The organism is Acidihalobacter aeolianus, from assembly GCF_001753165.1.
Lineage (GTDB): Bacteria > Pseudomonadota > Gammaproteobacteria > DSM-5130 > Acidihalobacteraceae > Acidihalobacter > Acidihalobacter aeolianus.
On sequence record NZ_CP017448.1, the window covers coordinates 2923663 to 2946401 of the forward strand.

A 22739-nucleotide genomic window follows, 5' to 3' on the forward strand; every position below is an offset into this window, starting at 1 on the left:
CAGCATTCTTCCGCGGCCGAGTTCTGCGGAAGACAAGCATGGTCACGAAATCGTGCCAATGCCATTAAGTCAGCGGCAATGTATCCATCATCACAAAGGGCAATCAGGACACGGCCCATAACGAGGAGTATCGTATGCAAATCAACCTGTCCGGGCACCACATCGAACTGACCGACGCCCTGCGCGGTTACGTGGAGGAAAAATTCCAGCGCCTCGAAAGGCACTTCGACAACATGATCGACGTACACGTGATTCTTTCCGTCGAAAAACTGCGTCAGAAAGCCGAAGCCAGCCTGAATCTTGGCGGCAACCAGATTTTTGCCGATTCGACCGACGAAGACATGTATGCGGCCATCGACGCTTTGGTCGACAAGCTCGATCGGCAAGTGATTAAACACAAGGAAAAAACCAAAGATCATCACAAGGCCGAAACCACCAAGCGCACGGCCACGTGACACTACGCAAGCGACACCCAAACCATGCATATCGGCGAACTGCTTACCTCTGACCGCATCGTCAACGACGCGGACATCCACAGCAAGAAGCGGGCGCTGGAAGCCCTGAGCGAACTGCTCGCTCAGGGTGCCCAGGTTTCGTCCCACGAGGTTTTCGACACCCTGCTCGCGCGGGAAAGGCTGGGCAGCACCGGTCTAGGCCATGGGGTGGCCATACCCCATGCGCGCATTGCCGGACTCGAGCAAACCCAGGCGGCCTTCATCAAGCTCAAGGAGGGCGTCGATTTCGATGCCCCCGACCGAGAGCCGGTCGATCTGCTGTTTGCCCTGGCGGTTCCCGAGACGTGTACGAACGAGCATCTAGAAACGCTGGCACGGCTGGCGCGCTTGTTCAGCGACCCCGCCACCGTGCACCAGCTGCGCAACGCGCATGACGGTGCGGCGACGCTCGATCTGCTCAACGACTGGGATGCACGGCACGCCGCCTAGGCGACGCCATGAACACCCAACTCTCCGCTGAGGATCTGTATCAGGTATTAGGCGAACGCCTAGAGCTCTCCTGGGTCGCCGGGCGCAGGGGCGCGGGCCAGCACCTAGCCGAGGTCGACACGCACTGGGGCGGAGCCACCCTGGTCGGCCACCTCAACCTGATCCACCCGCATTGCGTCCAGGTGCTGGGCAGCCGCGAATTTGCCTACCTGAACCGACTCGAACCGGCCGTCCGCGAGCAAGCACTTGGACAATTGCTCAATGGCGACAGCGCGGCAGTCGTGGTCGGTGGTGGAGAATACCCCGACGCACACCTGATCGAGCTTGCCGACAAGGCGGGCATCCCGCTCCTCGCCTCTCCTCGGGCGACCCACGAACTCATCAGCACGCTGCGTTACTTTCTCAGCGAGACATTGGCCGAGACCATCACCGTCCATGGCGTGTTCATGGAGGTGCTGGGCACTGGATTGCTGCTGACGGGCGACAGCAACGTGGGCAAAAGCGAACTAGCCATGGAACTGATCACCCGAGGCCACCGCCTGGTCGCCGACGACGCTCCCGAATTCGCACGCATCACGCCCGATATTTTGCAGGGCCGCTGCCCGCCGGTGCTACAGGACATGCTGGAAGTCCGCGGGCTTGGCGTGCTCAACGTCCGCGCAATGTACGGCGACAACGCGATCAAGCGGCACAAATACCTGCGCCTGATCGTCGATCTTCGCCAGGGTAGCGAAGCGGCCCAACAAAACGAGAACCGCCTGTACGGCGTCATGCGCATGAAATCGTTACTAGGCATCGAAATACCGCTGATCGAGCTGCCGGTCGCACCCAGCCGCAACCTCGCCGTGCTGGTGGAGGCCGCCGTACGTAAACACCTTCTGCTTCAGTCCGGGTATGATGCGGCCGACGATCTGATCCAACGCCAGCAACAACGCCTCGAGGGCGAATCGTGAGACTGATCATCATCAGCGGACTTTCGGGTTCAGGCAAGACGGTGGCCCTGCATGCCCTTGAAGATGAAGGTCTGTATTGCATCGACAACCTGCACCTAGGCCTGCTGCCCGCCTTCGTCGACAACCTGCTGAGCCCACGGGTCAAACTCTATGAAGAGGCGGCCGTGGGTATCGATGCACGCAGCGGCATCGAGGAGCTACGCCGTTTCGAAACCATTCTCGAAGACATCCGTGCCCGCGGCGTCGAACTCGAGATCATCTACCTGCAAGCCGAGATCGACACACTGCTCAAGCGCTTCAGCGAGACCCGACGCAAGCATCCCCTATCACGCAAGGGACTGCCGCTGATCGAAGCGATACACCTAGAACGCTCCTTGCTGTCGATCATCGCCGAGCATGCCGACCTGACCATCGACACCACGCGGACCAACGTGCATCAGCTCAGCGCGCAGATCCGCGAGCGCGTTGGGCGCAGCCACGTCGGCTCGCTCTCGTTGCAGTTCCAGTCCTTCGGCTTCAAGCATGGCGTCCCCGGCGACTCGGACTTCCTGTTCGACGTCCGCTGCCTGCCCAATCCGCACTGGGAGCCCCGCCTGCGCAATCAGACCGGCCTCGATCCACTGGTCCGGGATTACCTCTCCGCACATCCCATGGTCGAGGACATGTACCACGATATCCAACGCTTCCTGCAAAGCTGGATACCCCGCTTCGAGGCTGAAAACCGCAGCTACCTGACCGTTTCGATCGGATGTACGGGGGGGCAACATCGCTCGGTATACCTGGTGCAGCGCCTCGCCGATGCCTTCCGCGACGAACGCGGCACCGAAATTACCATCCGCCACCGGGAACTCGCCTGATGCAGCCCGTCGCCTTCCGTCCGCTTCGCCTCTGCATAGGTTGATCGCCGATGTCTGTGGGAATCCTGCTGATCACGCACAACCGCCTCGGTGCCGACCTCATGGAAACGGCACGCAGCATGCTGCGTGAACCGCCGCTCGAAGTCGCCGTCCTGGCGGTCTCCCCGGCTGCGGATCCCGACGACCTGCTGCAGCGAGCCCGCACGCTGTGCGACCGTCTGGACGCCGGTAGCGGGGTGCTGGTACTGACCGACATGTTCGGCTCGACGCCCAGCAACGTCGCCTGCCGCCTGTGCGACGACAAACACCAGATACGCATCCTCGCCGGACTCAACCTCCCCATGTTGATTCGAATCCTCAACTATCCCACGCTCGAACTCGACGCCCTCAAGGAAAAGGCGCTCAGCGGGGGGCATGACGGCGTACTCAACTGCCAGGATATGGGCTAGGCATGGCGCAACTCGAAGTCACCATCGTCAACCGTCTAGGTCTGCACGCACGCGCTGCCGCTCGGCTGGTGAGCCTGGCCGGGCGATTCGAAGCACACATCGAACTCGAACGCGACGGGCGCCGCGTCAATGGCAAAAGCATTATGGGGGTGATGATGCTCGCCGCGGCCCAGGGCAGCACGCTGACGCTACACGCCGAGGGTGTGGATGCCGAACAGGCACTGGCCGAACTCAGCGCTCTCATCGCCGACCGCTTCGGGGAAGAAAACTAAGCTCACCCGCGCACGCACGCAGTGTACGTTACACTTGACAGCCACAACGCATCGCGCGCCAACGCCTCCGGGCATCCATGGATAGGGAAAGAGCGCGAACGATAAAGGAAACTTCCTGAAATGAGCCTGCTGCTCAACGGCATCGGTGTCTCACGCGGCATCGCCATTGGCCGCGCGCATCTCTATGCCCAGGAAACGCCCGAAGTGGCAGAGCGGCGGCTTCCCGGCGATGCCATCGCCAGCGAAGTGAAGCGTTTCCGACGTGCCCTGCAGCGTGCCAAGACTGAGCTCAAGGGCTTGCGCGCGCGCATCCCGACACATGCCCCTGCCGACGTCGGCTCGTTCATCGACACGCACCTGCTGATGCTGGAGGACAATCTCCTCGCCCGCGTACCGATCCAGCACATTCGCGAACGCCATTGCAATGCGGAATGGGCCCTCAAACTGCAGTACGACGAACTGATCGCCACCTTCGATGCGATGGAGGACCCGTATCTGCGTACCCGGCGCGACGACGTGGCGCATGTGATCGGTCGCGTCCAGCGCCTGCTCACCGGCAGCGAAACCAACGTGCTGCCCGCGGGCCGGGGAGAAATCGTGGTCGCCGATGACCTGTCCCCGGCAGATATCGCCAGCCTGCATCAGGCCCGCGTCGCCGGCGTCGTCACCGAATTCGGCGGTCCGCTCTCGCACACTGCCATCCTACTGCGCAGTCTCGAACTGCCGGCGGTGGTCGGTGTACAGGCTGCCCTGCGCTTGCTGGCCGCAGACGAACCCCTGATTCTCGATGGCGACGGTGGCTTCGTACTTGCCGATGCCCCCCCCTCGCTCAGGCAACATTTCCGTGACCGTCTGCGGGATGCACGCCAGCGACGCGCCGATCTCGTCCGCCAGGCGCGCTTGCCCAGCGTGACGCTGGATGGCACTCCGGTTACCCTTCAGGCCAACATCGAGCTCGATGCCGACCTCAATGCGCTGCGCCGGGCCGGCCCAACGGGGGTTGGCCTTTACCGTACCGAATTCCTCTACCTCAACCGCAGCACACCGCCCGATGAAGGCGAACAGCTCAAGGCCTATCGCAGGGCGTTGCGCGCACTGGGCGGCGAAGCTCTCACGGTCCGCACCTACGATCTCGGCGGCGACAAGCTGCCCGACGCCGAAGCACGCGAAACCCAGGGATCGCCCAACCCGGCACTGGGCCTGCGCGCAATCCGCCTTAGCCTGCGCGAACCCGGACTCTTCGCCACCCAGATCCGCGCCATTTTGCGCGCCTCCGCACTGGGCCCTATCCGTCTCATGCTGCCCATGCTCACCGACATCTCCGAGCTCGATCAGTGCCTCGCCCTGATCGAGGAACAACGCAGTCAGCTGCGCAAAGCAGGGCGGCGCTTCGATCCAGGCATGCCGATCGGCGCCATGATCGAAGTGCCGGCTGCCGCGCTGACCGCCGCCGCCTTCGCCCGACGCCTGGATTTCCTGTCCATCGGCACCAATGACCTGACCCAATACACGCTCGCCATCGACCGCACGGACGAAACCGTCAATCACCTCTACGACCCGCTGCACCCGGCCGTGCTGCAACTCATCCGTCTTACGCTCAAGGGTGCCGCCCGCGCCCGCAAGCCCGTGGCGATGTGTGGGGAAATGGCTGGCGACCCACGCTATACCCGCCTGCTACTGGGCATGGGACTCCGCGAATTCAGCGTGCCCGTGAACCGTCTGGCCGAAATCCGTCACGTCATCCGCCGGACGGATGTGCGCAAACTGGCCACCCCCGTACGCAAGCTTCTTGCAGCAGGCGAACGCGCTGTACGCGACCGCCTGCTTGAAACGCTCAACCAAGATCTGGAACCTGCGCTCCGCTGATTCCGTGTCCGAGCGGCTCACCTGTCCGGCTGCTACACTGGCTGACGCCGCTTTCACCACGAGCACGCCATGGCCGATACGGACACGACCAGCCGCAACGCGGGCAATCTCGAACTGATCTCCGCCACCCTGCAGACCGGCGCCATGCAGCAGGCACAGCGCATGCTCAACGCCCTGCATCCGGCGGAAATCGCCCACCTGCTCGAATCCATGCCGCCCGCCCAGCGCGAACTGGTATGGGAACTGGTCGACCAGGAATACGACGGCGAGGTCCTGCTGCATCTCGGCGACGAGGTCCGGCAAAGCCTGATCCGCGGCATGGACGCCGAGGAACTCGTCCAGGCCGCACACAGCCTGGATGTCGACGACCTGGCGGATCTCGTACAGGACCTACCGCATGCGGTACTCCAGGAAACCCTGGACGGGATGGACAAGCAGCGCCGCCAGCGCCTGGAAGCTATCCTGTCCTACCCCGAGGATAGCGCCGGCGGCCTGATGGACAGCGACGCGGTCACCGTGCGCGCCGATGTCACGCTCGATGTGGTGTTGCGCTACCTGCGCCTGCGTGGCGAACTCCCCGACCTGACCGACAGCCTGATCGTGGTCAACCGCTACGACAAGTATCTCGGCCTGCTGGCACTGACTGAACTACTGACCCAGGACCCCGAGCATACCGTCGCCGAGGTAATGGATACCTCGACCGCGGCGATTCCGGCAGAAACCCCGGCACACGAGGTGGCCAAGGTCTTCGAGGACCGCGATCTCATCTCCGCCCCAGTGGTCAACGAGGGCGGCATCCTGCTCGGACGCATCACCATCGACGACGTCGTCGACGTCATTCGCGAACAGGCCGATCATTCGGTCATGGGGCGTGCCGGCCTGAGCGAGGACGAGGACATTTTTGCACCGGTGGTCCGCAGCTCCCGCAGGCGCGCGGTGTGGCTCGGCATCAATCTCGCTACCGCCTTTCTTGCCTCCTGGGTGATTGGCCTGTTCGAGCACACCATCCAACGCTCGGTGGCGCTGGCCGTGCTCATGCCGATCGTTGCCAGCATGGGCGGCATCGCCGGCAGCCAGACGCTCACCCTGGTGGTTCGTGGAATGGCGCTTGATCAGGTCAACCGCGGCAATCTGCGCTGGATCTTCAGCAAGGAAATCGCCGTCGGCGCGATCAACGGCCTGCTGTGGGCACTGGTGGTCGCGCTGATCGCCCTGATCTGGTTCGATAGCCTGCGCATCGGCGGCATCATCGCCCTCGCGATGATCATCAACCTGTTCGCCGCGGCGGTCGTCGGTGTGTCGTTGCCACCACTGCTGCGCGCATTCGGCGTCGACCCGGCGATCGCCGGCAGCGTCATCCTGACCACCTTCACCGACGTCATTGGGTACGCATCCTTCCTCGGCTTGGCCACGGTTGTCCTGTTCAGTCTGTAGCCCCGGCTGCTCTTTCCAGCGGCCCACGCAAGGACTAATCTAGTCGCGCTCGTCAGTCGATCCGGAACTCCAGAATGAAGCTCAAACCCCGCGAACTCATCATCGGCATCGTCGCTGTCGCCATCATCGGACTGGCCACCTGGATCTGGATGGCGCCCTCCGGCAACAGCGCTCCCGACGTCCATTTCACCCTGCTCGACGGCAAGAAACTCGACCTGAGTTCATTGCGCGGGCACCCCGTGCTGATCAACTTCTGGGCGACCACCTGCCCGGGCTGCGTGGAGGAAATTCCAGAGCTGGCCAAGCTGTACGACAGGCTTTCGCCCAAGGGCTTCGAGATCATCGGCGTGGCCATGTCCTACGATGTACCTTCTCAGGTGCGCGCCATGCAGCACGACCGCAACATCCCCTACCCCATCACGATCGACAGCAGCGACGCGATCTCCAAGGCCTTCGGTACCATCCGGCTGACGCCGACCTCGTTCCTGATCAATCCGGCCGGACATGTGGTCTACCAGAAGATCGGCAACGTCGACGTGCACAAGCTGGCGGCGAAAGTAGAACGCATGCTGCACAAGCAGGGCAGTTGAGCGTCTGAAACGGGACTCAGCGCTTGCCGGCGCGCACCAATCCACCAAGACCGGCATCGACCAGCGCACCGTTGAGCAGTTCGCGCACCCGGTCCGGCTCCTCCAGCGTCAGGGCCTGCTCGGTGAGTTCGCGTGCCTTCTTCTGGGTGAAGCTGCGCACCACCCATTTCACCCGCGTCAAGCCCGCCACGCTGACGCTCAAGCCGTCGAAATCCATCCCCATGAGCAGGATCACGGCGGCGGGATCACCCGCCATCTCGCCGCAAACGTAGATCGGCTTGCCCGCGCGCCGTGCACCCTCGCGCGCCTGATGCAACGCCTGCAGCACCGCCGGATGCATCGGGCGGTAAAGATCGGCCACTCGGCTGTTGTTGCGGTCGACCGCCAGCAGGTACTGCACCAGATCGTTGGTGCCCACGCTGAGATAATCCACCCGCCGCGCCAGCGACTCGGCGAGATAGACCGCCGAGGGCACCTCGATCATCGCCCCGAGTTGCGGACGAGAGATATCCAGGCCCTCCTCGCGCAGCTCGGCGGCTGCGCGGTCGAGCAAGCGACAGGCCTCGTCCAGTTCTCCGACCGTGCTGATCATCGGGAACAGCACCCGCAGATTGTCGAGCCCCGCGTTCGCGCGCAGCATCGCGCGGACCTGGGTCAGGAAGATCTCGGGGTGGTCCAGGGTAACGCGGATGCCGCGCCAGCCGAGGAAGGGGTTGTCCTCGGTCAAGGGGAAATAGGGCAACGGCTTGTCGCCGCCGATATCCAGCGTGCGCAGGGTCACCGGCCGCGGGTAGAACGCCGACAGCATCTGCCGGTAGGTAGGCAGCTGGGCCTATTCCGAAGGAAAACGGTCGCGCACCATGAACGGGAATTCGGTACGGTACAGACCCACCCCTTCGGCACCGCACTTGAGTGCAGGTTCGACGTCGGCCAGCAGGCCGGTGTTCACGTAAATCGGGATCAGGCGCCCATCGGGGGTCAGCGCCGGTTCCGCGGCGAGCGCGTTCAGGCCATCCGACAGCTCGCGCTCCTCGCGCGCCAAACGCTCGAATTCGCGCCGCACCTGCGGCCCCGGCTGGATGAACAAGCGCCCCTGATAACCGTCGACGACGAGCTCGCGGCCCTCGAGCCGGCCCACCGGCAGGTTTTCCGCGCCCATCATCGCGGGAATGCCCAGCGCGCGGGCGAGGATGGCGACATGCGACGAAACCGAGCCGCGTGCCGACACCACGCCGGCCAGCACCCCAGGCGGAATTTCCGCCAGCTGCGCGGCAGACACGTCCTCGCCTATGAGGATGGTGCGTTCTGGCCACGGCGAGTCGTTGCGCGCCTGGCTCAGCAGCTGCGCCAGGATGCGCCGCCCCAGATCGCGGATGTCGCTCGCGCGCTCGCGCAGGTACGCATCATCCATCTCCTCGAAGGCGCGTGCGTACTGACGCACGGTGTCGCGCAGGGCCGCCGGCGCCCAGGCCCCCTGTTCGATGCGTGCGACCGTACCCTCGATGAGGTGTTCGCTCGCCAGCATCATGGCGTAGGCATCGAACAATGCCTGCTCTTCGGCGGGCAGCACGTCGACCATGCGCGCGCGAATGGCCGCCATTTCCTGTCTGACGGCCTCGACGGCCTCGCGGAAGGCCGCGACTTCGGCTGCAATGTCTTCAATCGCGCGATCCGGGATACGTTCGAGATCCGACTGCGAATAGGCAACTCGACCGACGCCAATGGCAACACCGGGCGACCCACCCAGGCCGGTGATGATCAGATCCGTCGGTAGTTCGCCGCGCAGCAGGCGCAGGGTTTCGCCGGACAACTCTGCCTGGCGGATGGCGACAGCGATCTGTACGGCCAGGGTGGACAGCAGGGCCACCGCACCATCATCGAAACTGCGTCTGGCGCGCTGCTGCGCAACCAGCACGCCGAGCACCTGACGTCGATGGATGATGGGCACGCCGAGGAAGGCGTGATAGCGCTGCTCGCCGGTTTCTGGGAAGAATTTGAAGCGTGGGTGGTCGGGTGCCTCGTCGAGATTCACCGGTTCGGCGCGCTGTGCCACCAGACCGACCAGACCTTCGTCGAAATTCAGCTGGACCTGCCCGACCGAGGCCTGATTCAGACCTTCGGTGGCCATCAGCACCAGGCGCTCGCGCCCCGGCATTACGAGGTACATCGAGCAGACATCGACCTCGAGCGCCGCACGCACGCGAGTGACCAGCACGCTCAGGGCATCCTGGGTCGACTCCGCGGCACCGACCGCCTCGACGATGCGCTGCAGGGTTTGCAGCAGGGGTTGTTCCAGCGGCTCGGAAGGACTCGCTGGAGTGGCGATCTCGTCGTCAGGACACACGGTGCGCCGTCTCCCGAACAATCGCGGGGGGCATTGCACCATCTGCGCCGAACAACAGCGGCGCGAGCTCGCTCAGGGCACGCCGGTAGACCTTGCGCTTGAAGAACACGACCTCCTCCACGGGCAACCAGTAGTCGACCCAACGCCAGCCGTCGAATTCCGGCTTGGCGGAGGCACTGAGATTGAAGCAGCTTTCATCGCAGTCGAGGCTGAGCAGGAACCACACCTGCTTCTGGCCGATACAGCGCGGCGAGGCATGGCGCCTGACCAGATTCTTGGGCAGGCGGTAACGCAGCCAGCCACGCGTGTGGCCCACCACATTCACATGCCTCTCCTCGAGCCCGGTTTCCTCCCACAGCTCGCGATACATCGCCTGCTCCGGAGACTCGTCGGGACGGATACCCCCCTGAGGAAACTGCCAAGTGCACTGGCCGATCCGCTTGCCCCAGAAGACGCGCCCATCGGCATTGCTCAGAATGATCCCAACGTTGTGCCTAAATCCGTCCGAATCAATCACTTGCAATCCCCGATCACGAGCCTCATTTACTAGGGTCATTGTTCCATAAGCGCCGGCCGGCGGCAAATGACGCCACCGCCCCCAATCGCTACAATGCAGGCCTCATCAACAGCCCGGCGGATCCCATGGGACTGGCCCTGTTCGATCTCGACAACACCCTGCTGGACGGCGACAGCGACCATGAATGGACGCGTTTCCTGATGGACGAAGGCGTCGTGGACCGCGAGACCGCCGATCAGGCCAACGAGCGCTTCTACGCCGACTACGTCGCTGGCAAGCTGGACATCCATGCCTTTGCGCGCTTTGCCTTCGAACCGCTGGCCACGCATCCGCTGGGACAGCTCGAGGCATGGCGGGCGCGCTATCTGCGCGAGCGCATCGAACCGATGATCACCGCGGGCGCACGCGAACTGGTCGAGCGCCACCGCGCAGCCGGCGACACCCTGGTGCTGATCACCGCCACCAACAGCTTCGTCACCCGGCCGATCGCCGACCTGCTGCGTATCGAGCACCTCATCGCCACCGAACCACGCCGCGTGGACGGGCGTTTCGTGGCTGAAATCGAGGGAACCCCCGCCTTCCGCGAGGGCAAGGTGATGCGCCTGGAGCAGTGGTTGGGCTCACGGCCTGACCTGGTCGGTGCGGAATCATGGTGCTACAGCGACTCGCACAACGACCTGCCGCTGCTCGAACGGGTCAATCACCCGGTAGCAGTCAACCCGGACCCATCCCTGGCGGAAATCGCCGCGGTGCGGGGCTGGCCCGTGCTCGGGCTGCGCCGCAACGCGGATCAGGCGCAGCGTTCGGCCAACGCCTGAAGCTTCAGCCCGGCTGGCGCCTCTATCTTGCCCGCCGCGGCCACGGCCGCCGCATAACCGCGCAGTAACTCGGGCAACACCTTCACCAACTGCTGCTTGCGCAGGCGCCCTACGCCCTGCATGGCCCACATCGGGCGTAAGTTGCCCTGCGGCAACCCATCGCACACCTTCACCCCCCAGCCGGCGGTACCGACGTCCCACACGTGATGGCGCACGGCCAGCCGGAACACATGTTCGGCACCCATGTCCTGCATGCCGATGCCGGGACCGAGGTACTCGACCTCGAGCTCCGCGGCCAGGGTCGCAAGCTCCTCGTCCAGCGCCTCCAGGGCTTCGTCCAGCGCCGCATCCACCTTCACCTGGGATTCGGCCGCCCGGGCGGCGAGCAGCGCCATCGCCTGATCTGTCGTCATCTTCTCGTCCTGTGCCCGCTCGGCGGGCGTCATCGCGGCTGACATCAGACCTCGACCATCTCGAAGTCTTCCTTCCGAAGAGCCCTTCCAGGCTGAAGGTCGAGGCGTGCAGGTAGCGGGCGTTGAGCAGATAGGCCATCTCGCCCAGCACCAGCATGTTGACCGCCGCGGTGCGTGCGGTGTCGAGCGGGTAGCCCAGGTGCAGTGCGCCGTAGAACGCGAGGTCGACGCAGGCGAGCAGGATCAGCGAAACGAGGATGATGCGCCAGAGCAGGAAACGCGTGATCAGCGGCGTGCCGGAGGCGCGCGGAGGCCGGCGCATGGCGCCGGCCTCGGGACCCTCGAAGGCCAGCGCGAGCGCGAGGGTCACCGCGGTGATCATGTTGACCCAGAGAATCTGCACCGCGGTGATCGGCAGCAGGGCGTTGGCGATCACCGCGGACATGATCACCAGGGCCTCGGCGCCGTTGGTCGGCAGGATGAACAGGATCGACTTGCGGATGTTGTCGTAGGCGGTACGGCCTTCCTCCACGCCGGCGACGATGGCCGCGAAATTGTCGTCGGTGAGGACGATCTCGGCCGCCTCCTTGGCTGCCTCGGTGCCCTTGCGCCCCATCGCCACACCCACGTCGGCGCGCTTGAGCGCAGGCGCGTCGTTGACGCCGTCGCCGGTCATCGCGATGACCTGATCGTCGCGCTGCAGCGCCTCGATCAGGCGCAGCTTGTGTTCGGGTGCCATGCGTGCAAAGACCGCGGTGTCGCGCACCACTTCGGCGAGTCCGTCGCCGTCTAGTGTGTCCAGTTCGCTACCGGTCAGCGGCGGGCGGGGTGCATGGATGCCGATGGCGGCGGCAATCGCCGCCGCGGTGCGGGCGTGATCCCCGGTGATCATTTTCACCGCCACGCCGGCCCGGGTGGCGGAAGCCACGGCGTCCCGTGCTTCCTCGCGCGGCGGGTCGATGAAGCCGGCCAGACCCAGCAGGGTGAAGCCGCCTTCGAGGGCGGCGTGGCAGAGCGCGTCCGCCTCCGGCGGCATCTGTTTGACCGCCAGCGCCAGCACGCGATAGCCGGCATCGGCGAGGTGCTCCAGCCGCGCCTGCCAGGTCGCGGGTTCCAGCGCCTCGTCGAGGCCGTTGCGCCGTTGTGTCCGGCAGCGTGCCAGTACGCGTTCGGGGGCACCCTTGAGCGCGACGAAACGGCGTTCTTCGCGATCGCGGTGCAGCGTTGCCATCATCTGCAGGGCGGCGTCGAAGGGGATGGCGTCGAGGCGCGGCCAGGCCAGTGATTCGGTGCCCTGGTCGAGGCCGTGCTTGCGGGCCACGACGACCAGGGCGGCATCGACGGGGTCGCCTATCGGCTGCCACGCATCCGCTTCGAGCGCGATCCCGCCGTCGTTGCACAGCAGCCCGGTACGTAGCAATTCGTTGAGGTCGCCGGGGTTGGGCACGGGACCGGCCGGGTCGGGTTGCGCTGCCGCGATGCCGCCCTCCGGCACGTAGCCCACGCCTTCCACGGCATAGTCGCTGTCCGCCGTGACCAGGATGGTGACGGTCATTTCGTTGCGCGTGAGGGTGCCGGTCTTGTCGCTGCAGATGACGCTGACCGCGCCGAGGGTTTCCACGGCGGGCAGGCGGCGGATGATCACGTGCCGTTCGGCCATGCGCCGCACGCCGATCGCCAGGGTGATGGTGATGATCGCCGGCAACCCCTCCGGGATGGCGGCGACCGCGAAGGCGACGGCGGCGAGGAACATGTCGAGCATGCCCTGGTGGTGCAGACCCACACCGAAGACGAAGGTCACCACGGCGAGCGCGAGGATGCCGACGGTCAGCTGGCGGGCGAGTCTCTGGATCTGGCGCAGCAGGGGCGTGGTCAGCGGCTCGATGTGCGCCAGCAGGGCATTGATGCGGCCGATCTCGGTGGCGGTTCCGGTGGCGACGACGAGGCCGGTGGCCTGTCCCGCGACCACCAGCGTTCCGGAATAGGCCATGTTGCGACGATCCGCCAGCGCGGTTTCGCTGGGCAGCGGGATGACGGTTTTGTCCACCGGCAGCGATTCGCCGGTCAGGCTGGATTCGTCGGTGCGCAGGTTGTGCGTCTGCAGGAGACGCAGGTCCGCGGGAACGCGATCGCCGGCCTCGACGCGGACGATGTCGCCGGGTACGAGCCGTTCGGCGTCGAGGGTGTGCAGCGTACCGCCGCGCAGAACCGTGGCCTGAGGGGAAAGCATCGCGCGGATTGCCGCCATGGCGTTCTCGGCGCGTCCTTCCTGGATGAAACCGATGAAGGCGTTGATGACGACGACGCCGAGAATCACTCCGGCATCGACCCAGTGGCGCAACAGCAGGGTGGTCGCGCCCGCGGCGAGCAGGACGTAGATCAGCAGGTTGTGGAATTGCGCGAGCAGTCGCGCCAGGGCGCTGCGGCGTGCCGGCTCGGGCAGGCGGTTGGGGCCGAAGCGCTGTCGCCGGCTTTCGGCTTCCTCTGCGTCGAGTCCATGGGCGGAGACGCCGAGGCGGTCGAGGGCTTCGCCGGTTTGCAGGTCGTGCCAGTGGCTGGGTTCGTACTCGGTTCGCGCTGACATGTGTATATCAGTATATCCGTATTTACCGCGGTGACTTCCTGCGAGCGTCTATACTGTAGCCATTTTAGGCAGCGATACTCACAGCCGAATATACAGGAGGTCGATTTTGGAAGCCGGTGTCCAGCGCAGTACGCCCGCCTGGGTGAAAACCCTGTTCCCGTTCATGTCGTGGCTGCCCCACGTCAATCGGGGCAGTTTCCGTACCGACCTGATGGCCGGTCTGACGGGGGCGGTCGTGGTGCTGCCGCAGGGCGTGGCCTTCGCCGCCATCGCCGGCATGCCGCTGGAATATGGCCTCTATGCCGCCATGGTGCCGGCGATCATCGCCGCACTGTTCGGTTCTTCCTGGCATCTGGTATCCGGCCCGACCACGGCCGGTTCCATCGTGCTGTTTTCCGTGCTGTCCGCTTATGCCGAGCCTGGCACTGCACACTATGTCGCGCTAGCGCTGACCCTGACCTTCATGGTCGGCGTGATCGAGCTGGGTCTGGGCCTGGCGCGGCTGGGCACACTGGTCAATTTCATCTCGCATGCCGTGGTGATCGGCTTTACCGCCGGTGCCGCCATCCTGATCGCGGCCAGCCAGCTCAAGCACTTCCTGGGCATGGACATCCCGCGCGGCCTGCACCCTCACGAGGTGCTGTTCCACGTTGGCACGCATATCGTGGAGGTCAATCCCTATGTGGTTGCGGTGAGTGTCGCCACACTGGTTTCTGGTTTGCTGTTCAAACGCTTCCTGCCCAGATTTCCGTACATGATCGGCGCGATGATCTTCGGCAGCGTGGTTGCCTATGTGCTCAACGTGTCGCTCGGTCTGTCGGTCACCGGCATCAAGACGGTGGGCGCTTTGCCGGCCGCGCTGCCGCCGATGTCGATGCCTGACTTCTCGCCGGAGACCATCAAGCACCTGCTGCCGGGTGCGATTGCGGTGACCCTGTTCGCGCTGACCGAGGCGGTTTCGATCTCGCGTTCGCTTGCGGTGCGATCGGGACAGCACGTGGACGGCAATCAGGAGTTCATCGGTCAGGGCCTGTCCAATATGGTCGGCAGCTTCTTCTCGGCCTATGTCGCCACCGGTTCCTTCAACCGCAGCGGCGTCAACTATGCCGCCGGCGCGCGCACCCCGCTGGCCGCGGTCTTCGCCGGCCTGCTGCTGATGATCGTGGTCCTGCTGGTGGCGCCGCTCGCAGCCTATCTGCCGAACGCGGCGATGGCCGGCATCCTGATGCTCGTGGCCTGGGGGTTGATCGACTTCCACCACATTGCGTTGATCATCAAGACTAGCCGGACGGAGGCGGTGGTGCTCGGGGTGACCTTCTTCTCCACGCTGCTGATGGAGCTGGAATTCGCCATCATGGTTGGCGTGATCGCCTCGCTGCTGGTCTATCTCAACCGCACCTCGCGGCCCAGCGTGCGGGTGCGTGTGCCCGACGCGCGGCTGCCCAACCGCAAGTTCAATACCGACTCGGAACTGCCCGAATGTCCGCAGCTCAAGATCGTGCGCGTCGACGGTTCGCTGTTCTTCGGCGCGGTCAACTACGTCGCCGAGCGCTTGCGCGAATTCACCGAGCGCGACCCGCGCCAAAAGCACCTGCTGCTGATCGCCTCGGGCGTGAACTTCGTCGACGTTGCCGGTGCCGATTTCCTCACCCGCGAGGCCACTAGTCGCCGTGCGGCAGGCGGCAGCCTGTCCCTGTACCGGCTCAAGGAGGAACCCTGGGAAACGCTCCGCCGAGGCGACTACCTGGACAAGATTGGCTGGGACAACGTGTACACCAGCAAGGGCGAGGCGATCGGCGATATCGTGCGGCGCAAGCTGGACCCGGAGATCTGCCGGCACTGCAAGCGGCGGATCTTCAACGAATGCCAGTCCCTTCCGGGGCCGGAGGCGCCGCTGATCGAATGAGCGCTCGCCCATTCGATCAGCGGGTCTGGCCTTAGTGTGTCAGCGGCGGAGCATGTTCGTAGCGAATGTGCCCGTCGCCGGCAGCCGGCTCGACGCCGTTGGACTTGAGCTGCTCGGCCAGCTCGGCCGCGACATCGCCGAGTTCGGGGTGGGCCAGCAGGCCGGCGAGCAGGTCACGGGCCTTTGCCTCGCCCATCTCGATGGTGACCGATTGCTTGTCCTGCTTGAGTATGCGCATGGCTCAATCCTCCGAAACCGGGTGCCGCGGATGCTGCGCGTCGAAGGCGTGCGGCGGTTGGCGAAAGGTATTTTCCGCGGCGTAACAGGCCACCTGCAGCAGACTCGCCACTTCCAGACAGCCATTGGTGAGATCGACGGCATGCTTGGTGATGCCGTGGCAGAGCTTCTCCGCATTGGACAGGTCGATCTCGAGGGTGAGATGGGTATCGTCAGGTCGGGTCACGTTCATCGGGAACCTCCTCGTCTGCAGTAACACCATCCATCACTGGGTGTGACCGCGATCGGCGGAGTGGGTTCACGTGCATCCACTAGCTTGGGCGCCGGCGCGGCCTCTTACGGACACGCGCCGGGGGGGTGCTCAGGCGAATCCTGCGAACACTTTCTGTGCAGAGGCGAGGGTGGCCGCGATCTCGGCGTCGCCGTGGGCGGCCGAGAGGAAGCCCGCCTCGAAGGCGGAAGGGGCGAGATAGACGCCCTCGTCGAGCATGCCGTGGAAGAACAGGCGGAAACGCTCGACGTCGCAGGCCATCACCTCGGAGAAGCAGGTGACGGCAGGCGCTTCGGTGAAGAACAGGCCGAACATGGCGCCCACCTGATTGGTGCGCAGGCCGACGCCCGCATCGGTGGCGGCGACCTCGAGCCCGCGCAGCAGGCGCGTGGTGGTTTCGGTCAGACGCGCGTGGAATCCGGGTGCTGCGATCAGTTCCAGGGTCTTGAGCCCGGCGGTCATCGCCAGCGGGTTGCCTGACAGCGTGCCGGCCTGATAGACGGGACCGAGCGGGGCGAGCCGTTCCATGATCTCGCGCCGACCGCCGAAGGCGCCCACGGGCATGCCGCCGCCGATGATCTTGCCCAGCGTGGTCAGGTCAGGCTGGATGCCGAAGAGTGCCTGCGCGCCGCCCAGGGCGACGCGGAAACCGGTCATCACCTCGTCGAAGATGAGCACGCTGCCGTAGCGGTCGCAGATCTCGCGCAGGCCTTCGAGGAAACCGGGTAGCGGCGGCACGCAGTTCATGTTGCCGGCGACCGGTTCGACGATGATGCAGGCGATCTGGCCGCCGACATGGGCGAAGGCCTCGGCCACTGCTTCGAGATCGTTGTAGGGCAGGGTCAGGGTGTGTTCGGCCAGTGCCGCGGGCACGCCCGGGGAATCGGGCACGCCCAGGGTCAGCGCGCCCGAGCCGGCCTTGACCAGCAGGCTGTCGGCGTGGCCGTGGTAGCAACCCTCGAACTTGACGATCTTGTCGCGCCCGGTGAAGCCGCGCGCGAGCCGGATCGCGCTCATGGTCGCTTCGGTGCCCGAATTGACCATGCGAACCATGTCCATCGAGGGCACGAGCTCGCACACCCGTTCCGCCATTTCTGTCTCGAGTTCGGTGGGCGCACCGAAGGACAGGCCGCGACCGGCCGCCTCGCGTACCGCCGCGATCACCTCGGGGTGGGCGTGGCCGAGGATCATCGGGCCCCAGGAGCCGACGTAGTCGACGTAGCGTCGGCCGTCGGTGGCGTAGAGATAGGCGCCCTCGGCACGCTCGATGAACAGCGGGTCGCCGCCCACGCCCTTGAAGGCCCGCACCGGCGAGTTCACCCCCCCGGGGATGTGGCGCCGGGCGCGGTCGAATCGTGCGTGGGTGTCGCTCATGGGTCGCTTCCTCTGCGCGTTGACGAAGCGGGCAGTTTACCCGAAGGCGGCGGCGTGGCGCCTCAACCCTCGGCGAAGAGCCCCGCGAGGCGCTGGCTGGCGGCGCAAACGTCGGCCGCCGCGAACACCGCGCTGACCACCGCGATCAGATCGGCACCGGCTGCGACGAGCGGCGGGGCGTTGTCTGCGGTGATGCCGCCGATCGCGCACAGCGGACGCTCCAGCGTGCGAGCCGCGCGCAGCAGGTCCGGGTCGGCGGCGACCGCCTCGGGTTTGGTGGTCGAGGGATAAAAGCTGCCGAAGGCAACGTAGTCGGCGCCGTCGGCCACGGCTGCGCGCGCGAGTTCCAGGCGGTTGTAGCAGGAAACGCCGATTATCGCGTGCGGGCCGAGGCGTTCGCGCGCCTGCGCCAGCGGCGCGTCGTCGGCGCCGACATGCACGCCGTCGGCGCCGCAGGCGAGCGCCAGTTCGGTGTCGTCGTTGACGATGAAGCCGGCACCATGGGCCAGGCACACGGCGCGCAGCGCGCGCGTCTCGTCCAGGCGCCGAGCGTTATCGTGCGCCGCCTTGTCGCGGTACTGGACCCAGCGCGCGCCGCCCGCCAGGGCCTGTTCCACGGCCTCGACGAGCCGCGGGCCGGGGGTCAGGGCGGCGTCGGTGACGACATACAGGCCGCGCAGCGGCGGCACGGACCTATTCGTCACTGGCATCGCGCGCCCAGAACAGACGGTCGGGGATGAGCTGCCCGCCGTTTAAGGCGTAGGCGGCCTGCAGGCTACGCCAGGTGTAGGACTGTGCACGCCTGACCGCGGCCGGCGTCATCTCGCCCTGGGCGATCAGTGCGGCGCAGGCGGCCGCGAGGGTGCAGCCGGAACCGTGATATTCGCCCGGCAGTCTCGGCCATTCATAGCGTTCGATGGGGCCATGATGACCGAAGAGGCGGTTGATCACCGTTTCGGTGCTGGCATGGGTGCCGGTGATCAGGGCGTATTCGACCCCGGATTCGAGCAGGGCGATGCCGGCGGCATCGACCGAGTCCGCTCCGGGGGCGAGCAGATGCGCCTCGGGCAGGTTGGGCGTGATCAGCGTGCACAGCGGCAGCAGCAGCTCGCGCACCGCGTCGAGCGTGCCGCGGCCGGCGAGCGAGCCGCCGCCGCCGGCCTGCAGCACGGGGTCGAGAATGACGGGCACGCGGGGATGATCGCGCAGCAGGGTGTGCACGGCTTCCACCGTTTCCACCTCGCCGAGCATGCCGATCTTCACGGCGCCGACGGGGATGTCGTCGAGGATGGCGCGCCCTGTTCGATCACAAGGTGGCGGAGGTGGGTGTCGTGAACGCGCGCGGTTCCTGCACGGTGACCGGCGGTGATACGGGCGGGATGCCCGCCCAGGCGGGTCTGGCGGTGATGTCGCGCGAGTCGGGCGCCCGCCGTTGCGCGCCGGCAATAACACAGGATGGCATTAGGGATTCATGCCGGTCGTATCCTAATCTGGTCGTGGGAAACCTCGAGCAATCTTGGCCCGACATGAGCTGTCATAAGACTTGCACTTGCGTGCGCAAGCGTGTTCCGATCTCATTAAGGCAGTAGGCAGGGTGGCGTCATATCTTATCACTCCGAACTAAGAGCAACATCCGACGCTTCATGAAGCCCTCGGCTTACGTACCAATAAGGTCAGAGGGAAGGAACGAGCGGCCACTCCTCATAGGTGCACTGTCACCGCTTCGAAACGCGATAACACGATTGCTTACGTTGATGCGTCGGACAAGGGACGTGTCTCCTACTGCGACGCGCTCTAAGCGGTCGTCCCCTTACTAATGGTTGGTGTGGATTCGCGTGCTCGAGCTACGCGCAACTCTGAAGCGTGACCCCGGGCCGCAAGCTCGAGATCCCACTGTACATACGCGGTCATCCGATCCAAAATGCGTGACTGAAAGTGGTTCCCTGCTTTGCGTCCAGTAGCCACCGCGAGGCCACGCGCTGGGGGTGACTGGCGATACAGTCCGCAGAGCATAAGACGACACTGCAAGCACCACCAACGATGGGCCGTAGCAGCCTCATCCACATCCCGACACGATCAACAGCTACAAGCAGACAATCCAACGACGTCCAGTTGGCGCCCCACGGTATATACATGGTGCGAACACACCGCCGAGATCTGGATACTGGAGGCACGGGGTGAGTCGCACGCTATGCAATAACGCGGGACTCGACAGCGGAAAGGTCGACAAGGTGACCTCACCGTTTACGCCGCGCGGCTCACACACCAGACATCCCAAACTGACAGCTTACATGGGACAACCGCTCGAAGATGTAGGGCGCCCGCCTGCATTGACTACCCAGGACCTCGGAAACAACCGAGCCCCCACATAAAGCCACCGTACCCAGAGACACTCTTACTACCGCAAGTACCACTCATAGGCCACCAACTGAACTTATAACCTCAGACTCACCATCCAACACGCAGACGAAACGAATGCGAAGTGCCCTACAAGGCTATCTCCGACCCATGATACACCTACCAAGCCGACAGCACAGCAGCTCACTTCGACAGGTTGAAATGCAAGGCTAACTTCCTCCGATCTGATCCCAAGGCACGGATAACTCAGAACGAGGATCGCGCGTCACGACGCTGATCCAGTGATCCGCGCCCAGCCGCAAATGCGACAATATCAACTATACGAAGGCACCCAAGATCACGCCTCAAACCATAACCATTTACCTATAAACTAGATGCATCAACTCCATAGCAAAATCCTCAAGGTCTTTAGGCGTGATCCCGCACCTTCGTATAGTTGATATTGTCACAAAGTGCGGCTGCGGCATCACTCACATCACCTCTCGTGACGCGCCATCATCCTTTTAAGGCATAGTGCCTTGGCATCAAATCGGAGCAAGAAGCCTTGCACTTCCACCAGAACATGAGCTGCTGATGCGCCGGCAGCCAGCAGTATCAACGTCCCCAGACAGCCAGTGTCGGGCGCGTCGCACTCGTGCCCCCAGCGTCTTGGATGGACAGTCTCATGTCGCCAGCGCAGGGGGCGGCCTATGACCAGTACCCGCGCTCTCGAGCTCCCTGGGTACACTTTACCCGTCACTCCTCCCTACTATCCGCGGTCCTGGGCGCCAATTCAGGCGGGCGCCCTTCATCTTCGAGCGGTCGTCCTATGTAAACACGCCAGTCTCTGTCCGAAACGTGACCCGCGCGGCACTTAACGTTGAAGTCACCTTGTCTCCCTTTCCGCCCTCGCGTCCAACGTTACGCATAGCGTTCAACTCACCCCGAAAACAGGCAATATCCACACACTCGGCCCGCTTCACACCTTGTATATAACATATTCGGCAACCGGACGTCGTTGAATTGTCTGCCCCAGCCAGTACATCGTGACGGGACGTCGATGAGGCTGCCCACGACCCTTTGCGGTGGCACCCCACTGCCGTAGGCCCTGCGCACCATCGCCATCCTCACCCCCAGCGCCTGGCCTCGCGGTTCCTACACGGACGCCAAGCAGGGAACCACTTTCCGGCACCCCATTTGCATCGGATGCCCGGGTAGGTACATTAGGACCTCGAGCCGCGGCCCAGGGTCACGCTTCAGAGCGCTCGGGCTCGTCACGCGCATCCACACCCACCCTGGGTCCGGGGACGGCCGCCGGGCGCGAGCAGTAGCGCTCACGCCCCCTGTCTGATCCCCATCAACAGACGTCATCGACTATGCGTCGACCGGCGGCGTCAGTGCGGCCTATCAGGACCTCGCCATTCTCGAAGTCCTTCCCTCTGACCTTATTGGGGCGTAAGCCCAGGGCTTCAACGCGAGCGGCGGATGCCCTGCCCTTAGTTCGTCAATGAGATGACATGACGACAACCTGATACTTCTTAACCGAGCTCCTCACACGCTTGCGCACAAACAAGCGCGATTCTTCTCACAGCGCACCCCGAGCCACGACCCCCGAGGTTTCCCACGATCAGATTAGGATTGCGACCGGCATGAATCCCTAATCACCATCCTGTGGATTGCCGGCGCGCATTCGGACGGCGCCGACTCGCGTGACATCACCGCCATACCCGCCCGCGGGCATCCCGCCCGTATCACCGCCAGTCACCGTGCAGGAACCGCTCGCGTTCACGACACCCACCTCCGCCACCCGATGTGATCGAACAGCGCGCGCCATCCTCGACGACATCCCCGTCGGGCGCCGTGAAGATCGCGTTCTGCTCCGGCGGTAAACGGTTGAAGCGGTGCACCCTGCTCCCGCGATCATCCCCGCGTGCCGTCATTTCGACTCCGGGCTGCACAGCCGGCGCACGGCGGCTCGCTCGCGGCGCGCACGCGACGCGTGCGCGAGCTGCTGCGCGCTGTGCCGCTGATCACGCCAAAGCTGCCGAGGCGTTCTGCCCCCAGCGGACTCGGCCGATGCCCGCGGCATCGCCTGCTCGAGTCCGGGGTCGCATAGCCCTGCTACGGCACCCATGCAAGCACCGAAAGCGGTGATCAACCGCCTCTTCGGCACTCATGGCCGATCGACGCCTATGAATGGCCGAGACTGCGGGCAAATCAGGTTCCGGCTGCCCCTCGCGGCACGCGGCCGACACTGATCGCCAGGCGAGATTGGCCGGCCGCGGTCAGCGTGCACAGTCCTACACCTGCGTCCTGCCACCGCCTCCCTTAACCACGCGGGCAGCTCATCCCGACGTCTTTCTGGGCGCGCGATGCCAGTGATAATAGGTCGTGCGCCGCTGCGCGCCTGTATGTCGTCACCGACGCCGCCTGCCCCGGCCCGCGGCTCGTCGAGGCCTGCAAAGCCTGGGCAGGGCGACGCGGCGCGTCCAAGGTAACCCGACAAGGCGGCGCACGAAACGCTCGGCGCCCGGACAGACGCCGACCACCGCGCGCGTTTGCCGGCCCATGGT

At 64.8% G+C, this 22739-nt stretch carries 17 protein-coding genes and 3 pseudogenes; 12 read left to right on the top strand and 8 right to left on the bottom strand.

The genetic code is table 11. The annotated features are described in order from the left end of the window. Positions 1 to 134: 134 nt before the first annotated feature. From hpf to BJI67_RS13605, 9 genes and pseudogenes are all read left to right on the top strand, one after another. Positions 135 to 455, top strand: a complete 321-nt coding sequence (hpf, locus tag BJI67_RS13565) for a ribosome hibernation-promoting factor, HPF/YfiA family (protein ID WP_070073480.1) — start codon at positions 135 to 137, stop codon at positions 453 to 455. A 24-nt stretch (positions 456 to 479) separates the two neighbouring features. Then, positions 480 to 944 carry a PTS sugar transporter subunit IIA gene (locus BJI67_RS13570; RefSeq protein WP_070073481.1) on the top strand — a complete coding sequence of 155 codons (465 nt, stop codon included), beginning with the start codon at positions 480 to 482 and terminating at the stop codon, positions 942 to 944. Between the two features lie 8 nt (positions 945 to 952). After that, a complete protein-coding gene (hprK, locus tag BJI67_RS13575) occupies positions 953 to 1897 on the top strand; it encodes an HPr(Ser) kinase/phosphatase (protein WP_070073482.1) in 945 nt (314 codons plus the stop codon). After that, entirely contained in the window at positions 1894 to 2754 is an 861-nt protein-coding gene (gene rapZ / locus BJI67_RS13580) for an RNase adapter RapZ (RefSeq protein WP_070073483.1), read from the top strand. Before hprK ends, rapZ begins: the two co-directional genes overlap by 4 nt. Before the next feature lie 50 nt (positions 2755 to 2804). Next, positions 2805 to 3231, top strand: a pseudogene (locus BJI67_RS13585) (PTS sugar transporter subunit IIA); the annotation flags it as partial. Continuing rightward, the gene (locus BJI67_RS13590) at positions 3206 to 3475 is read left to right on the top strand and encodes an HPr family phosphocarrier protein (protein ID WP_070073485.1); all 270 of its coding nucleotides are present in this window, start codon (positions 3206 to 3208) and stop codon (positions 3473 to 3475) included. The pseudogene BJI67_RS13585 and the gene BJI67_RS13590, both read left to right, overlap by 26 nt. Positions 3476 to 3595: 120 nt before the next feature. Next, entirely contained in the window at positions 3596 to 5341 is a 1746-nt protein-coding gene (gene ptsP / locus BJI67_RS13595; protein WP_070073486.1) for a phosphoenolpyruvate--protein phosphotransferase, read from the top strand. 69 nt (positions 5342 to 5410) lie between these two features. Beyond that, a complete protein-coding gene (gene mgtE / locus BJI67_RS13600) occupies positions 5411 to 6775 on the top strand; it encodes a magnesium transporter (protein WP_070073487.1) in 1365 nt (454 codons plus the stop codon). Positions 6776 to 6849: 74 nt separating this feature from the next. After that, positions 6850 to 7365 (top strand): TlpA family protein disulfide reductase, encoded by a 516-nt coding sequence (locus BJI67_RS13605; protein ID WP_070073488.1) that lies wholly within the window; start codon positions 6850 to 6852, stop codon positions 7363 to 7365. A 16-nt stretch (positions 7366 to 7381) separates the two neighbouring features. On the opposite strand, the pseudogene ptsP (BJI67_RS13610) reads toward BJI67_RS13605, so the two are convergent. After that, a pseudogene (gene ptsP / locus BJI67_RS13610) lies at positions 7382 to 9649 on the bottom strand (phosphoenolpyruvate--protein phosphotransferase). 49 nt (positions 9650 to 9698) lie between these two features. Beyond that, positions 9699 to 10226 carry an RNA pyrophosphohydrolase gene (locus BJI67_RS13615; protein ID WP_070073489.1) on the bottom strand — a complete coding sequence of 176 codons (528 nt, stop codon included), beginning with the start codon at positions 10224 to 10226 and terminating at the stop codon, positions 9699 to 9701. 125 nt (positions 10227 to 10351) lie between these two features. Between BJI67_RS13615 and BJI67_RS13620 the strand changes: the two genes are divergently transcribed. Beyond that, a complete protein-coding gene (locus BJI67_RS13620) occupies positions 10352 to 11044 on the top strand; it encodes a histidinol-phosphatase (protein WP_070074162.1) in 693 nt (230 codons plus the stop codon). A 495-nt stretch (positions 11045 to 11539) separates the two neighbouring features. On the opposite strand, the pseudogene BJI67_RS17055 reads toward BJI67_RS13620, so the two are convergent. Further along, positions 11540 to 14041 (bottom strand): annotated as a pseudogene (locus tag BJI67_RS17055) (cation-translocating P-type ATPase); the annotation flags it as partial. A gap of 163 nt (positions 14042 to 14204) precedes the next feature. Between BJI67_RS17055 and BJI67_RS13625 the strand changes: the two are divergent. After that, positions 14205 to 15947, top strand: coding sequence for a SulP family inorganic anion transporter (locus tag BJI67_RS13625; protein WP_070074163.1), 1743 nt, complete (start codon positions 14205 to 14207; stop codon positions 15945 to 15947). A gap of 31 nt (positions 15948 to 15978) precedes the next feature. Here BJI67_RS13625 and BJI67_RS13630 read toward each other — a convergent pair whose 3' ends face one another. The 5 genes from BJI67_RS13630 to thiD form a co-directional block, all read right to left on the bottom strand. Then, a complete protein-coding gene (locus BJI67_RS13630; RefSeq protein WP_070073490.1) occupies positions 15979 to 16185 on the bottom strand; it encodes a hypothetical protein in 207 nt (68 codons plus the stop codon). 3 nt (positions 16186 to 16188) lie between these two features. Beyond that, positions 16189 to 16416 (bottom strand): hypothetical protein, encoded by a 228-nt coding sequence (locus BJI67_RS13635; protein ID WP_070073491.1) that lies wholly within the window; start codon positions 16414 to 16416, stop codon positions 16189 to 16191. Between the two features lie 129 nt (positions 16417 to 16545). Further along, positions 16546 to 17829, bottom strand: a complete 1284-nt coding sequence (gene hemL, locus BJI67_RS13640) for a glutamate-1-semialdehyde 2,1-aminomutase (protein ID WP_070073492.1) — start codon at positions 17827 to 17829, stop codon at positions 16546 to 16548. 62 nt (positions 17830 to 17891) lie between these two features. Then, complete coding sequence (gene thiE / locus BJI67_RS13645) at positions 17892 to 18539, bottom strand: thiamine phosphate synthase (RefSeq protein WP_070073493.1); 648 nt, start codon at positions 18537 to 18539, stop codon at positions 17892 to 17894. Continuing rightward, a complete protein-coding gene (thiD, locus tag BJI67_RS13650; protein ID WP_070073494.1) occupies positions 18523 to 19092 on the bottom strand; it encodes a bifunctional hydroxymethylpyrimidine kinase/phosphomethylpyrimidine kinase in 570 nt (189 codons plus the stop codon). Before thiD ends, thiE begins: the two co-directional genes overlap by 17 nt. 3004 nt (positions 19093 to 22096) lie before the next feature. Here thiD and BJI67_RS17555 point away from each other — a divergent pair. After that, entirely contained in the window at positions 22097 to 22282 is a 186-nt protein-coding gene (locus BJI67_RS17555; RefSeq protein ID WP_156782154.1) for a hypothetical protein, read from the top strand. Positions 22283 to 22739: the final 457 nt, after the last annotated feature.

Coding starts and splice junctions, on each gene's coding strand:
- thiE (WP_070073493.1), bottom strand. CDS start 18,539: ATGCCAGTGACGAATAGGTCCGTGCCGCCGCTGCGCGGCCTGTATGTC.
- BJI67_RS13630 (WP_070073490.1), bottom strand. CDS start 16,185: ATGCGCATACTCAAGCAGGACAAGCAATCGGTCACCATCGAGATGGGC.
- hemL (WP_070073492.1), bottom strand. CDS start 17,829: ATGAGCGACACCCACGCACGATTCGACCGCGCCCGGCGCCACATCCCC.
- hprK (WP_070073482.1), top strand. CDS start 953: ATGAACACCCAACTCTCCGCTGAGGATCTGTATCAGGTATTAGGCGAA.
- mgtE (WP_070073487.1), top strand. CDS start 5,411: ATGGCCGATACGGACACGACCAGCCGCAACGCGGGCAATCTCGAACTG.
- BJI67_RS13620 (WP_070074162.1), top strand. CDS start 10,352: ATGGGACTGGCCCTGTTCGATCTCGACAACACCCTGCTGGACGGCGAC.
- BJI67_RS13570 (WP_070073481.1), top strand. CDS start 480: ATGCATATCGGCGAACTGCTTACCTCTGACCGCATCGTCAACGACGCG.
- hpf (WP_070073480.1), top strand. CDS start 135: ATGCAAATCAACCTGTCCGGGCACCACATCGAACTGACCGACGCCCTG.
- BJI67_RS13590 (WP_070073485.1), top strand. CDS start 3,206: ATGGCGCAACTCGAAGTCACCATCGTCAACCGTCTAGGTCTGCACGCA.
- ptsP (WP_070073486.1), top strand. CDS start 3,596: ATGAGCCTGCTGCTCAACGGCATCGGTGTCTCACGCGGCATCGCCATT.
- BJI67_RS13625 (WP_070074163.1), top strand. CDS start 14,205: ATGTCGTGGCTGCCCCACGTCAATCGGGGCAGTTTCCGTACCGACCTG.
- BJI67_RS13635 (WP_070073491.1), bottom strand. CDS start 16,416: ATGAACGTGACCCGACCTGACGATACCCATCTCACCCTCGAGATCGAC.
- BJI67_RS13605 (WP_070073488.1), top strand. CDS start 6,850: ATGAAGCTCAAACCCCGCGAACTCATCATCGGCATCGTCGCTGTCGCC.